The following is a 13,710-nucleotide window of genomic DNA, read 5'->3' as shown; positions in this document are numbered from 1 at the left end:
CGTCAGTCGCCCGCTTTCTTCCACACCGTGAAGTCGAGATACGTGGTGTAGAGCTGCCCGCCGACCACGGCCTCGCCGGAGCGTGGGCTGAACCAGCCGAAGCGCTGGTCGCCGGTGCGGAAGCACACCTTCGCCGTGGGCAGCAGCGCGGAGAGCAGGATCCGGTCGCTCCACTGCGCGGCCGGGACCGCGCCGCAGCCGGCGAGCGTCGGCGCCTGCGTGACCGGGGCGAAGGCGGCGCCGCCGACGGCGGTCAGGCCGAGGGCACCCGCGGCCACGTCGGCGCCGGCGGCCTGCTTGACGCCGCTGTCGAAGTCGAAGGTCTCGTCGGGCTGCCCGGCCAGGACGGCGAGGCGGACGGTGCCGGCCCGCAGCACGTCGGTGACCGGGGCCTGCGAGGCGGGGGTGCTCGGGTCCGGCGTGGCGCTGGCACTGATGCTGGACACCGGCGATCCGCTGGCGTCCGCGCTCGGCCCGCCGGCCGCGCCCGCGCCCGCGGCGGCGGTCGTGGTCGGGGCGGTGCCGGTCGGCACGACCGGGCCGGTGACCGCGCGGGTCCTGCCCGGGGACTCCTCGGTGCCATCGGCGCCGCGGGTGGCCAGGACGCCGCCGACGACCGCGACGACGAGCACGATCAGGCCGATGACGAGCACGGCGACGCGGCGGCGACGGCGCGGCGCCGCCTCGGCCGGCTCAGGCTCGGCGGCGGGCGGCGGCTGCTGCGGCACGGCCGGCGCCGGGTCCACCGGCCGCTGGGCCGCGGTGTCCGCGGAGGGCTGCGGGGGCACCTGCTGGGTCTGCGGGGTGGCCTGGCGCGGCACGATCGCATACGCCGACGTCGGCCAGCCGGAGCCGCCGTCGAGCGGCGAGTCCGACATCCAGCCGCGCCGGCTGCGGGGCCGCGGCGGCGACCCGTTGACCTGGTCGTGGCTCGGCTCCGTCGGTGGATCCTGCCGTGGGGGGTGTCCCGGCTCCATGCAGCGTGTCCTTCTGGTCCTGGCGTCCGTGCAGTTCGTGCACCTGCGCACGGCAATCGTGCACTCGCCCGGCAGAGTATCGCTGACAGCCCGCGCCTCGCGCCACGGCTGATGGCTCAGCCTTTGGGTGCCTGCCTGGTCACCGGGCCAGCATCTGCGCGACGGCGGTGGCCCCGGATGCGGTGTACCAGCCGCTGACCGCCAGCATCGTGAGCACCGCCGCGGCGGCGAAAATGCCGGCGGCCTCGGTCGTCGACCGGCGGGCCCGGCGGTGCCGCGGCCGGCGGCCCGCGGCGTCGGCGGCCGCCACGATCATGGTGATGTCGCGGCGCCCGAGGCCCGGCCGGCCCATGCAGTGTCGCCCCTGTGTCATTGTTCGCCCCGTTACGTTCGCCCCCGGGGAGTCTTCCCCGAGACGGACGTTATCCGCACATTTGGCGGTTTTCGCGCGTACACGCCGATGGTCACCTTCCGGTGTCCGCCTCGGCGCCGCCCGCGCGGCAATGATGTGATGACGCGATGAGGATGGTGGGGCTGACCGGCGGCATCGGTGCCGGCAAGAGCGCCGTGGCGGCGCGGCTGGCCGCGCTCGGCGCCGTGGTCATCGACGCGGACCGGCTGGCCCGGGAGGTCGTGGAGCCCGGCACACCCGGGCTGGCCGCGGTCGTCGAGGCGTTCGGCGACGGCGTGCTCGCCGCCGACGGCAGGCTCGACCGGGCCGCGATGGCCCGGCGGATCTTCGGCGACGACGCGGCCCGCGCGACGCTCGAGGGCATCGTGCACCCCCTGGTGCGGGCCCGGACCGCCGAGATCGTCGCGGCCGCGCCCGAGAACGCCGTCGTGGTCAACGACGTGCCGCTGATCGTCGAGAAGCAGATGTCGCGCCTGTACGACACGGTCGTCGTCGTCTTCGCCTCGCTCCCGACCCGGCTGGACCGGCTGGTGCGGCTGCGCGGGATGTCGGAGCAGGAGGCACGGGCGCGCATCGCCGCGCAGGCCACCGACGAGCAACGGCGCGAGGTCGCCGACGTCGCGATCGTCAACGACGGCACGCCAAAGGACCTGGACGCGGCGGTGGCCGCGGCGTGGCCGGCGATCGCCGGGCAGGCCTGACGCAGGGGCGCTCGCGGCGGCCGGTCGCGCGTGTCGCGCGATCCCGCCACGGTGCGCTCGCCGGCCGTGACGGGCCGGGGCAGCAACCTGGCGCCGGGAGGGCCGACCGAGTAATGGGCGGCCTGCTCTCCGGTCGGCCGCCGCGAGCGGCCTACAGCTCTACGGTAGTCCGGTGATCTTCCCCACACAATCGTCATGTTGAATACGATCAACCACCGAGGGCGAGGAACCCGAAAGTTGTCATACCCTCCGCGTACGGTTGGGTCATGGCGCTCGACATCCCCCGCTTGGACAACCGCTTCGAGGTGGTCAGCGAATACGTTCCGTCCGGTGACCAGCCCGCCGCCATCGAGGAGCTGGCGCGCCGGGTCCGGGCCGGGCACCGGCACACCGTGCTGATGGGCGCGACGGGCACCGGCAAGAGCGCGACGACCGCATGGCTGGTCGAGCGGCTGCAGCGCCCGACGCTCGTGCTCGCGCACAACAAGACCCTGGCCGCGCAGCTGGCCAAGGAGTTCCGCGACCTCATGCCCAACAACGCGGTCGAGTATTTCGTCAGCTACTACGACTACTACCAGCCTGAGGCCTACATCCCGCAGACCGACACCTACATCGAGAAGGACTCGTCGGTCAACGAGGAGGTCGAGCGGCTGCGGCACTCCGCGACGATGAGCCTGCTGACCCGCCGCGACGTCATCGTGGTCGCGACCGTGTCCGCGATCTACGGACTGGGCACGCCCGAGGAGTATCTGGACCGGGCGGCGAAGGTGACCCTCGGCCAGGAGCTCGACCGGGACAAGCTGCTGCGCAGGCTGGTCGACATCCAGTACACGCGCAACGATCTCGCGTTCAACCGGGGCACGTTCCGGGTCCGCGGCGACACGCTCGAGATCATCCCCGCCTACGAGGAGCTCGCGATCCGCATCGAGTTCTTCGGCGACGAGATCGAGCGCCTGTCGTATCTGCACCCGCTGACCGGCGACGAGATCCGCCAGGTCGACCAGTTGATGATCTTCCCGGCGACGCACTACGGCGGTGGCCCCGAGCGCATGGAGCGGGCGATCACGCAGATCGAGGCCGAGCTGGAGGAGCGGCTCGCCGAGCTCGACCGCGAGGGCAAGCTGCTGGAGGCGCAGCGGCTGCGCATGCGCACCACCTACGACATCGAGATGATGCGCCAGGTCGGCTTCTGCAACGGCATCGAGAACTACTCCCGCCACATCGACGGCCGCGAGGCCGGCAGCCCGCCGCACTGCCTGCTCGACTACTTCCCCGACGACTTCCTCACCGTCATCGACGAGTCGCACGCCACGGTCCCGCAGATCGGCGGCATGTATGAGGGCGACGCCTCCCGCAAGCGCACCCTCGTCGAGCACGGGTTCCGGCTGCCCAGCGCCCAGGACAACCGGCCGCTGCGCTTCGACGAGTTCGAGGAGCGGGTCGGCCAGACCGTCTACCTCTCGGCGACCCCGGGCCCCTGGGAGCTGGGCCGCACCGAGGGCGAGTTCGTCGAGCAGGTGATCCGCCCGACCGGCCTCGTCGACCCGCAGGTCGTGATCAAACCGACCAAGGGCCAGATCGACGACCTCATGCACGAGATCAACCAGCGGGTCGAGCTCGACGAGCGGGTCCTCGTCACGACGCTGACCAAGAAGATGGCCGAGGACCTCACCGACTACCTGCTGGAGCACGGCATCCGCGTGCGCTACCTGCACTCGGAGGTCGACACCCTGCGCCGGGTCGAGCTGCTGCGCGAGCTGCGCCGCGGCGAGTTCGACGTGCTCGTCGGCATCAACCTGCTCCGCGAGGGTCTCGACCTGCCCGAGGTGAGCCTCGTGGCGATCCTCGACGCCGACAAGGAAGGGTTCCTGCGCTCCGGCACCAGCCTCATCCAGACCATCGGCCGCGCCGCCCGGAACGTCTCCGGCCAGGTCCACATGTATGCGGACAAGATGACCCCGTCGATGGCCCTCGCGATCGACGAGACCAACCGCCGGCGCGAGAAGCAGATCGCGTACAACGTCGCCAACGGCATCGACCCGCAGCCGCTGCGCAAGAAGCTCGGCGACATTCTCGACGACATCTACCGCGAGGCCGAGGACACCGCCGGCGCGGTCGGCGGCCACGGCCCCGGCGGCGCCATCAGCGTCGGCGGCGGCCGCCAGATGAGCCGCGGCAAGTCCCCCGAGAACACCCGCGCCCGCCAGAAGGGCGGCGGCACCAAGGGCTCCGCCGGCGCCGCCACCCCGGCCCGCGCCGGCATGGCCAGGGCCGAGCTCGCCACCCTCATCCAGGACCTCAACGACCAGATGCTCAACGCCGCCCGCGAGCTGCAGTTCGAGCTCGCCGCCCGGCTCCGCGACGAGGTCGCCGAACTGAAGAAGGAGCTCCGCGCCATGGACGTGGCCGGCGTCAAGTAACCCACCCACGCCTCGGCCCGACTGGCCGAGGGTCTGAGCGCAGTCAGCCCCTCGGCCAGTCGTCCCGTGCGGGTGGTGGCCGCGGGCCCGGCGTGTCGTGCCTGGCGCGCCTGGCCGGGTGGCCCACCTGCTCGGCCCGGCCGGTGACCTACCTGCTTCGCCTGGCCGAGTGGCCCACTGCTCCGCCCGGCTAAGTGGCCCACCTGCTTCGCCTGGCCGAGTGGCCACTGCTCCGCCCGGCCAGGTGGCCCACCTGCTCCGCCCGGCCAAGGTTGACCCGCGAGGCTGGCCCCGCCGACGCACCGGGCCGGGCGCTCCAACACGCCGGGCTGGAACGCCGACCCGCACGGTTGGGGACGCTCGACCCGCGGGCTGTGGGCGCTTGCCCCGCTTGTGCCGCGAGGGCTGGCCACCTTGCGCGTGAGGCTGGTCCACTCGGCTGCTAGCCCTGCGGGCGCCCGTGTGCCGGATCCCGCCCGGCCTTGCCTAACACCTCGGCTCGCCCGGCACCCTGATTCGCCCAGCACGCTGACTCGCCGGCGCCACAGCCTGCCCAACACCTCGGCTCGACCAGCACCGATTCGCCCAGCACCGCGGCCGCTCGGCGCCCCAGCCCAGGCCCTCCGGCACCCTGGCCCGGCCCGCCGGGCACCCCGGCCCGGCCCGCCCGGCACCCGGCCCGGCCTGCCCGGCACTACGGCTCGGCACTACGGCTCGGCACTACGGCTCGGCACTACGGCTCGGCACTACGGCTCGGCACCGCGGCCGGCCCAGGGCACTCGCATGGCGGTCGCTCACCGTGCCGGTGGTGGCCGGCCACATCGCCCCGGCGGGTCCGGTCAGGTCGGCAGCGCACTCGTCGTGTGTGTCGTCGGAGGCTACCTCGGCTTCAGCTGCCGTCCTGGCGGCTCGGCGATCGGAGTGGCGGCCGCGACACATCCGGCGCGAGGAGCCACCGCACGAAAGACCCGCCATTCGAAGAGCCACCTCACGAGCAGTAGCCCCACGAGCACCCAACGCAGAGCACCCCACCGCACGAGCACTCACCGCACGAGGACCCGCCACACAAGGACCCGCCACACAAGGACCCGCCACACAAGGACCCGCCACACAAGGACCCGCCACACAAGGACCCGCCGCATGTGGATCCGCCGGGGGGTGGGGCACGCCGTGGCGGGGGCGCTCGGGGGACAGCGGGGAGCGCGGGGAGCGTCGTGGCGGAGGGGTTCTCAGGGGCGGGGAAAACGGGAGAGGCCCCGCAGCCGGTGGCTGCGGGGCCTCTCCTATGTTGTGCGAGCCGTCAGCTCTTGCCGCCGGCCAGCTTCTCGCGCAGGGCGGCCAGGGCCTCGTCCGTGGCGAGGGTGCCTGCCGGCTCCTCCGGGGCGCGGGCCGCGGTGGGGGTCGACGAGGTCACCGGGCCGCTGCTCGTCGAGCCACCGGCCGCGGCCGCGGCGGCGGGCTCGGCGGCGTCGGCCTGGCGGGCCGTCTGCACCTGCTTGGTGTGGGCCTCCCAGCGCTGGCGGGCCTCAGCGTACTGCTGCTCCCACGCCTCGCGCTGCTTCTCGAAGCCGGGCATCCACTCGGCGGTCTCCGGGTCGAAGCCCTCCGGGTAGATGTAGTTGCCCTGCTCGTCGTAGGTGGCCGACATGCCGTAGAGGGTCGGGTCGAAGTGCTCCTCGCCCTCGACGAAGCCCTCGTTGGCCTGCTTGAGCGACAGCGAGATCCGGCGACGCTCGAGGTCGATGTCGATGACCTTGACCATGACGTCGGAGCCGACCTGCACGACCTGCTCGGGGATCTCCACGTGGCGCTCGGCCAGCTCGGAGATGTGCACCAGGCCCTCGATGCCGTCGTCGACGCGGACGAAGGCGCCGAACGGGACGAGCTTGGTGACCTTGCCCGGGACGATCTGCTGGATCGCGTGGGTGCGGGCGAACTGGCGCCACGGGTCTTCCTGGGTCGCCTTCAGCGACAGGGAGACGCGCTCGCGGTCCAGGTCGACGTCGAGCACCTCGACCTCGACCTCCTGGCCGACCTCGACGACCTCGGACGGGTGGTCGATGTGCTTCCAGGACAGCTCGGACACGTGCACCAGGCCGTCGACGCCACCGAGGTCGACGAACGCACCGAAGTTGACGATCGAGGACACGACGCCCTTGCGGACCTGGCCCTTCTGCAGCTTGTGCAGGAACTCGGTGCGCACCTCGGACTGGGTCTGCTCGAGGTAGGCCCGGCGGGACAGGACCACGTTGTTGCGGTTCTTGTCCAGCTCGATGATCTTCGCCTCGAGCTCGCGGCCCACGTAGGGCTGCAGGTCACGGACCCGGCGCATCTCGACCAGGGACGCCGGCAGGAAGCCGCGCAGTCCGATGTCGAGGATGAGACCACCCTTGACCACCTCGATGACGGAGCCACGGACGATGCCGTCATCTTCCTTGATCTTCTCGATCGTGCCCCACGCCCGCTCGTACTGCGCGCGCTTCTTCGAGAGGATCAGGCGCCCTTCCTTGTCCTCCTTCTGCAGGACCAGGGCTTCGATGTGGTCACCGACCGACACGACCTCAGCAGGGTCGACATCATGCTTGATCGACAACTCGCGCGAGGGGATGACACCCTCGGTCTTGTAGCCGATGTCGAGCAGGACCTCGTCCCGGTCGACCTTGACGACGGTGCCTTCGACGATGTCGCCGTCGTTGAAGTACTTGATGGTCTCGTCGATCGCGGCGAGGAACGCCTCATCGGACGCGAGTTCGTCGACGACCTTGTTGCTGCTGGCGCTCGAGGTGGCCTCGATGCTGCTCGTCATGTGGGTTGTTGCTCCGGTCGGTGGGTGTCTTCGGTGGACCTGCGCTCCCGCGGACCATCGTCGGGCACAACTCGCCTGTCGCAGTGCAGGATCAGTGCATTGGAAGTTCAGGATGTGTCGGACGACCGTGAGCCTGCTCCATGCCGAGGCGCACAACCCACGAGTGCACCGATCAGCCTACCCTGCGCAATACCACATGGTCCAACCCTCCCCCAGACCCGATCCGCCGACTTTTGCGGGGCCTACCGTTGCAGTCCATGGAAACGTCACCAGACGCAGGCGTCACACGACGCGCAGTGAACCCGGCCGAGAGCCGCCGTGCGAGCCGGGGCTGGTGGGACGCCGACGCCGACGCCTACCAGGCCGAACACGGCGCGTTCCTCGGTGACGTCGACTTCGTCTGGTGCCCGGAGGGGCTGCGCGAGGCCGACGCGCACCTCCTCGGCGACGTGGCGGGCAGGGACGTGCTGGAGATCGGCTGCGGCGCCGCGTCGTGCGCCCGGTGGCTGCGCACCCAGGGCGCGCGGGTGGTGGCCAGCGACCTGTCGGCCGGGATGCTCCGCCACGCCCAGGCCGGGATCACCCGATCGGGTGTCAGCGTGCCGCTGCTGCAGGCGGACGCGACCGCGCTGCCGTTCGCCGAGGGCGTATTCGACGTCGTGTGCACCGCGTTCGGTGCGGTGCCGTTCGTCGCCGACTCGGGACGCGTCATGCGGGAGGTGTACCGCGTGCTGCGCCCGGGCGGGCGCTGGGCCTTCTCGATCACCCATCCGATGCGCTGGGTGTTCCTCGACGACCCGGGCGAGGGCGGCCTGGTCGCCGTCCACTCGTACTTCGACCGCCGCGCCTACGTGGAGGAGGACGAGCGGCACGTGCCGACCTACGTCGAGCAGCACCGCACGCTCGGTGACCGCATCCGCGAGCTGGTCGCGGCCGGCTTCGTGCTGGACGACCTGGTCGAGCCGGAGTGGCCCGAGGAGCACAAGGCCACCTGGGGCCAGTGGAGCCCTCTGCGCGGCCGGATCTTCCCCGGCACCGCGATCTTCCTCGCCACCAAGCCCGCCTGATCGCACAAGACACCTCGTGCCGCCTGACCGCACAAGACACCTCGTGCCGCCGACCCGAAGGCTCCGGGTGGCGGCACGAGGCGTGAGCGGCCGGACACGGGTCAGTGGTCGGCGGCGTTCCAGTCGCGGCCGGAGCCGACCGACACGCCGAGCGGGACGTCCAGGGGGTACGCGGCGCCCATCTGCTCGCGCACCAGCGCCTCCACCTGGGCGTGCTCGCCGGGGGCGACCTCGAAGACCAGCTCGTCGTGGACCTGCAGGAGCATGCGTGAGCGCAGCCCGGCGGTGCGCAGCGCGGTGTCGACGTGCAGCATGGCGACCTTGATGATGTCGGCGGCGGAGCCCTGGATCGGCGCGTTGAGCGCCATCCGCTCGGCCATCTCGCGGCGCTGCCGGTTGTCGCTGTTGAGGTCCGGCAGGTAGCGGCGGCGGCCGAGGACCGTCTCGGTGTAGCCGTCGCGGCGGGCCTGCACGACGATCTGGCGCAGGTAGTCACGGACCCCGCCGAACGTGGCGAAATACTCCTCCATGAGCACCGTGGCCTCGGCCGGGGTGATGCCCAGCTGGCTGGCCAGCCCGTAGGAGGACAGGCCGTAGGCCAGGCCGTAGTTCATCGCCTTGATCTTGCGGCGCTGGTCGGGCACGACCTCCTCGGCGGGGATCGAGAAGACCGACGACGCGGTCGCGGCGTGGAAGTCGAAGCCGGAGTTGAACGCCTCGATCAGCGCCTCGTCCTTCGACAGGTGGGCCATGATCCGCATCTCGATCTGGCTGTAGTCGGCGGTGAGGAGGGTCTCGTAGCCCTCGCCGACGATGAACGCCCGGCGGATCTGCCGGCCGTCCTCGGTGCGGATCGGGATGTTCTGCAGGTTGGGGTCGGTGCTGGACAGCCGGCCGGTGGCCGCGACGGTCTGGTAATACGTCGTATGGATGCGGCCGTCGTCGCTGATCGACTTGAGCAGCCCGTCGACGGTGGTCTTGAGCTTGGCCCAGTCGCGGTGGCTGAGCAGGTGCGCCAGCAGCGGGTGCTCGGTCTGCTTGTGCAGGCTCTGCAACGCCTCGGCGTCGGTGGTGTAGCCGGTCTTGATCCGCTTGGTCTTCGGCAGGCCCAGCTCGTTGAACAGGATCTCCTGCAGCTGCTTGGGCGAGCCGAGGTTGAACTCCCGGCCGATCACCTCGTAGGCGCCCTGGGCGGCGGCCTTGACGTTGCTGGCGAACCGCGACTCCAGCTCGCTGAGGTATTCGGTGTCGGCGGCGATGCCGACCCGCTCCATGTCCGCCAGGACCGAGACCAGTGGCAGCTCGACCTCGGCGAGCAGCCGGGCGGAGGAGTCGCCGTCGCGGCGCAGCTCCTCGGCGATCGCCTCGGCGAGGTCGAGGGTGGCCCGGGCGCGGAGCATGAGATTCTCCTCCGCCTCCCCCGTGTTGCCGCCGAGTCCGTCCAGCGCGAGCTGGCCGTTGTCCGGGGCGTCGACCCGCAGCTCCCGCTTGAGATAGCGCAGGGCCAGGTCGGTCAGCTCGTAGGAGCGCTGGTCGGGGCGGGCCAGATATGCCTCCAGGGCGGTGTCGCTGGCCACGCCGCGCAGCTGCCACCCGCGGGCGCCGAACGCGAGCAGGGCCGGCTTCACGTCGTGCAGCACCTTGAGCCGGTCGGTGGCGGCGAGCCACTCCCCCACGGCGGCGTCGTCGGCGGCGTCGAGCTCGGTCGGGTCGAACCAGGCGGCCGGCCCGCCGGCGACGGCCAGGCCGATGCCGGTGACCTCGCCGGTGCCGCGGCCGAACTTGCCGGCGACGGCGACGCCGACCCGGGTGCCGGCCGGCGCGTGCTCGGCGAGCCAGGCGCCGACGCCCTCGCGCAGGACGCTGCCGGCGAGGTCGAAGCCGCTCTCGGCCTCCGGCTCCACGGCGTCGAGATACTGGTAGAGCCGGTCGCGCAGGATGCGGAACTCCAGGGCGTCGAAGACCTGGTGGACCGCCTCGCGGTCCCAGCCCCGCCACTGCAGCTCCTCGGGGGCGACCGGCAGCTCGAGGTCGTCGACGAGGCCGTTGAGCTCATAGTTGCGCATGACGTCGGCGAGGTGGGCGCGCACGCTCTCCCCGGCCTTGCCCTTGATCTCGTCGACCCGGGCGACGATCCCGTCGAGGTCGCCGAACTGCAGGATCCACTTGGCGGCGGTCTTGTCGCCGACGCCGGGCACGCCGGAGAGGTTGTCGCTGTCCTCGCCGACGAGGGCGGCCTTCGCCCGGTAGAGCGACGGGGGGATGCCGTAGCGCTCCTCGACCTTGGCGGGCGTCATGCGGTCCAGCTCGGAGACCCCGCGCTTGAGATACAGCACCGTCACCAGGTCGGTGACCAGCTGGAACGCGTCACGGTCGCCGGTGATGATCGAGGTCGGGATGCCGCGCTCCACGGCCTGGCGGGCCAGCGTCGCGATGACGTCGTCCGCCTCGTAGCCCGGCTTCTCGATGAAGGGGATCCGCAGCGCGTTGAGGACCTCCTTGATCAGGTCGAGCTGGCCGGAGAACTCCGGCCTGGTGGTGGAGCGGTTGGCCTTGTATTCCGCATACTTCTCCAGGCGGAAGGTCTGGCGGGACACATCGAAGGCGACCGCGACGTGCGTGGGCTTCTCGTCCCGCAACATGTTGATCAGCATCGACGTGAAGCCGAAGACGGCGTTGGTCACCTGCCCCGTCTTGGTGGAGAAGTTCTCCACCGGGAGCGCGAAGAACGCCCGGTAGGCGAGGGAGTGCCCGTCGAGCAGCAGGAGCCTGGTGTCTGTTGAACCCGTCACACCTGCGAGCCTAGTCGCAGGGTATGACAACTTCCCCGCCGAGACCCCGCGCGGTGACGCGACAAAGCGATTCCCGCGACGGTTGCGAACAGGAAGATTACGACTGCGCAACTTCCTAGGGCGTGTTGCCCCGAAGGCCTAGTGCCAGCCCAGGAGTTTCATTAGGTTCTGCCTTCATCAGCGTCTTGGCATCTAGGCGCAACCACGCCTACCGCGCTGTAAAAAGGAGACAGGTGATGATCCGCCCCAACCTCGCATGGCGCTCGGTCGCCGTGCTGAGCGCTGCCGTCCTGGCACTCAGTGCATGTGGTGACGATGCAGATAGCCCGAGCACGAGCGCGACCACCGGTGGTGGCGCCGCTCCGGGCGACGGCGTGCTCAAGATCGGCACGATCCTGCCGCAGACCGGCTCGCTGGCCTTCCTCGGCCCCCCGGAGTTCGCCGGCGTCGACGTCGCGATCAAGGAGATCAACGCCAACGGTGGCGTCCTGGGCAAGCCCGTCACGATCCAGCACATGGACTCGGGCGACACCTCCACGGACATCGCCACCCAGTCGGTCAACAAGCTGCTCACGGACAAGACCGACGTCATCATCGGTGCCGCCTCGTCGTCCGTCTCGCTGTCCGTGATCGACAAGATCACCGGCGCGGGCGTGGTCCAGATCTCGCCGGCCAACACGTCGACGGCGCTGACCACCTACAACGACAAGGGCCTCTACTTCCGGACCGCCCCGCCGGACACGCTGCAGGGCCGCGTCCTCGGTGACCTGATCGTCCAGGACGGCAACGCCACCACCGGCATGCTGGTCCTCAACGACTCCTACGGCACCGGCCTCGCCGAGAACGCCAAGGCGGAGATCGAGAGCGGCGGCGGCAAGGTCGCCGTGTCGGTGACCTACGACCCGAAGGCCGCCGACTTCTCGGCCGACGTCGCGAAGATCAAGGCGGCCAACCCGGACGCCATCGCCATCATCGGCTTCGACGAGACCAAGAAGATCGTCCCCAAGCTGATCGAGGCCGGTCTCAAGACCAAGAAGTGGTACTTCGTCGACGGCAACATCGCCGACTACTCGAAGGACTTCGCCCCCGGCACGCTGAAGGGCTTCAAGGGCACCCAGCCCGGCGCCGCGACCAAGGACGACTTCAAGAAGCGCGCCCTTGAGATCAACAAGGACCTGAAGGACTGGAACTACGCCGTCGAGTCCTACGACGCCACCATGCTCGCGGCCCTCGCGGCCATCGAGGCCGGCAGCGACAACCCGGCCGAGATCGCGAAGCACCTGGGCACCGTGTCCAAGGGCGGCGAGAAGTGCACGGACTTCAAGTCCTGCGCCGACCTGCTCAAGGCCAAGAAGGACATCGACTACGACGGCCTGAGCGGCCCGATCTCCTTCAACGACGCCGGTGACCCGGCCGAGGCCACCATCGGTGTCTACACCTACGACGAGAACAACAAGCTCACGTCGGACGTGAAGTACCAGACCGGCAAGATCTGATCTACCGGCTCCGGGCAGAGCCCCACCGCTACGGCGGTGGGGCTCTTTTCGTAGGCCCGCGAATGCCCGTGCTAGGGCGAAGCGCCCGCGGAAATACCCGTGCGAAGCCACCCGCGACATCCCGAATAACCCGCACACAAAAGGAATCCCGCGCCCCCCGGATGGGGGACGCGGGATTTCCGATAGGCAAAAACGATGGTTCAGGCGCGGGCGAGCGTACCCAGATACAACTCGATCACCCGCGGGTCGTTGATGAGGTCCTGACCCGACGCCGTGTAGGCGTTACGACCCTGATCCAGCACGTATCCCCGGTCGCAGATCTGCAGGCACCGGCGGGCGTTCTGCTCGACCATCACCACCGTCACGCCGGTCGAGTTGATCTGCTTGGTGCGGAAGAACACCTCGTCCTGCAGCGCCGGCGAGAGGCCCGCCGAGGGCTCGTCGAGCAGCAGCACGGTCGGCTCCATCATGAGCGCCCGGGCCATGGCGACCATCTGCCGCTCACCGCCGGACATGAGCCCGGCCCGCTGCTTGCGCCGCTCGGCCAGGGTCGGGAAGAGCTGGGTCACGAACTCGAAGCGCTCCTTGAAGCGCTTCGGCTTCAGGAACGTGCCCATCTGCAGGTTCTCTTCGATGGTCAGCGCCGCGAACACGTTGTTGGTCTGGGGCACGAAGCCGATGCCCCGCTCCACCAGCGCGTGCGCCTTGAAGTTGGTGATGTTCTCCCCGCGCAGGGTGACCGCGCCGGAGCGGATGTTCACCAGGCCGAACATGGCCTTCAGGAGGGTCGACTTGCCGGCGCCGTTGGGGCCGATGATGCCCACCAGCTCGCCGTCGTGCACGTACAGGTCGGCGCCGTTGAGGATGTTGACGCCGGGCAGGTAGCCGGCGACGACCTCGTCGGCGCGCAGCACCGCCCCGTCGGCGTGCGCCAGGTGGTCGCCACGGTCGACGATCTCGTTGCTGACAGGAGCGTCGTCCTCGATCGGAACGGTCATGCCGTCACCTCCGCTGCGCTCCGGCGCCGTCCTGACCTTGA

9 protein-coding genes are annotated in these 13,710 nt (G+C 70.4%); 4 read left to right on the top strand and 5 right to left on the bottom strand.

What is annotated here, in order from left to right:
* Window positions 1-2 precede the first annotated feature (2 nt).
* Entirely contained in the window at window positions 3-977 is a 975-nt protein-coding gene (locus tag OP18_RS01490; protein ID WP_033356770.1) for a hypothetical protein, read from the bottom strand.
* A 139-nt stretch (window positions 978-1,116) separates the two neighbouring features.
* Window positions 1,117-1,350 carry a hypothetical protein gene (locus tag OP18_RS01485; RefSeq protein WP_156089227.1) on the bottom strand — a complete coding sequence of 78 codons (234 nt, stop codon included), beginning with the start codon at window positions 1,348-1,350 and terminating at the stop codon, window positions 1,117-1,119.
* Window positions 1,351-1,496: 146 nt separating this feature from the next.
* Between OP18_RS01485 and coaE the strand changes: the two genes are divergently transcribed.
* Complete coding sequence (coaE, locus tag OP18_RS01480; RefSeq protein ID WP_033356768.1) at window positions 1,497-2,090, top strand: dephospho-CoA kinase; 594 nt, start codon at window positions 1,497-1,499, stop codon at window positions 2,088-2,090.
* Between the two features lie 266 nt (window positions 2,091-2,356).
* Window positions 2,357-4,510: an excinuclease ABC subunit UvrB gene (uvrB, locus tag OP18_RS01475; protein ID WP_033356767.1), complete on the top strand. Its 2,154-nt coding sequence runs from the start codon at window positions 2,357-2,359 to the stop codon at window positions 4,508-4,510.
* 1,300 nt (window positions 4,511-5,810) lie between these two features.
* Here the strand turns inward: uvrB and rpsA are convergent.
* Window positions 5,811-7,316 (bottom strand): 30S ribosomal protein S1, encoded by a 1,506-nt coding sequence (gene rpsA / locus OP18_RS01470; RefSeq protein WP_033356766.1) that lies wholly within the window; start codon window positions 7,314-7,316, stop codon window positions 5,811-5,813.
* Between the two features lie 257 nt (window positions 7,317-7,573).
* On the opposite strand from rpsA, the gene OP18_RS01465 reads away from it, so the two are divergent.
* Window positions 7,574-8,383: a class I SAM-dependent methyltransferase gene (locus tag OP18_RS01465; RefSeq protein WP_033356765.1), complete on the top strand. Its 810-nt coding sequence runs from the start codon at window positions 7,574-7,576 to the stop codon at window positions 8,381-8,383.
* A gap of 101 nt (window positions 8,384-8,484) precedes the next feature.
* Here OP18_RS01465 and polA read toward each other — a convergent pair whose 3' ends face one another.
* Window positions 8,485-11,175: a DNA polymerase I gene (gene polA, locus OP18_RS01460; protein WP_033356764.1), complete on the bottom strand. Its 2,691-nt coding sequence runs from the start codon at window positions 11,173-11,175 to the stop codon at window positions 8,485-8,487.
* A gap of 236 nt (window positions 11,176-11,411) precedes the next feature.
* On the opposite strand from polA, the gene OP18_RS01455 reads away from it, so the two are divergent.
* Window positions 11,412-12,671 carry an ABC transporter substrate-binding protein gene (locus OP18_RS01455; RefSeq protein WP_033356763.1) on the top strand — a complete coding sequence of 420 codons (1,260 nt, stop codon included), beginning with the start codon at window positions 11,412-11,414 and terminating at the stop codon, window positions 12,669-12,671.
* 200 nt (window positions 12,672-12,871) lie between these two features.
* On the opposite strand, the gene OP18_RS01450 is transcribed toward OP18_RS01455, so the two are convergent.
* A complete protein-coding gene (locus OP18_RS01450; protein WP_033356762.1) occupies window positions 12,872-13,669 on the bottom strand; it encodes an ABC transporter ATP-binding protein in 798 nt (265 codons plus the stop codon).
* Between the last annotated feature and the right edge of the window lie 41 nt (window positions 13,670-13,710).

It is taken from the genome of Dactylosporangium aurantiacum, assembly GCF_000716715.1.
GTDB classification, from domain to species: domain Bacteria; phylum Actinomycetota; class Actinomycetes; order Mycobacteriales; family Micromonosporaceae; genus Dactylosporangium; species Dactylosporangium aurantiacum.
Note: the sequence above shows the minus strand (reverse complement) of the source record. Positions and strands in the feature narration are given on the sequence as shown.

Coding starts and splice junctions, on each gene's coding strand:
- OP18_RS01490 (WP_033356770.1), bottom strand. CDS start 977: ATGGAGCCGGGACACCCCCCACGGCAGGATCCACCGACGGAGCCGAGC.
- OP18_RS01485 (WP_156089227.1), bottom strand. CDS start 1,350: ATGACACAGGGGCGACACTGCATGGGCCGGCCGGGCCTCGGGCGCCGC.
- coaE (WP_033356768.1), top strand. CDS start 1,497: ATGAGGATGGTGGGGCTGACCGGCGGCATCGGTGCCGGCAAGAGCGCC.
- uvrB (WP_033356767.1), top strand. CDS start 2,357: ATGGCGCTCGACATCCCCCGCTTGGACAACCGCTTCGAGGTGGTCAGC.
- rpsA (WP_033356766.1), bottom strand. CDS start 7,316: ATGACGAGCAGCATCGAGGCCACCTCGAGCGCCAGCAGCAACAAGGTC.
- OP18_RS01465 (WP_033356765.1), top strand. CDS start 7,574: ATGGAAACGTCACCAGACGCAGGCGTCACACGACGCGCAGTGAACCCG.
- OP18_RS01455 (WP_033356763.1), top strand. CDS start 11,412: ATGATCCGCCCCAACCTCGCATGGCGCTCGGTCGCCGTGCTGAGCGCT.
- OP18_RS01450 (WP_033356762.1), bottom strand. CDS start 13,669: ATGACCGTTCCGATCGAGGACGACGCTCCTGTCAGCAACGAGATCGTC.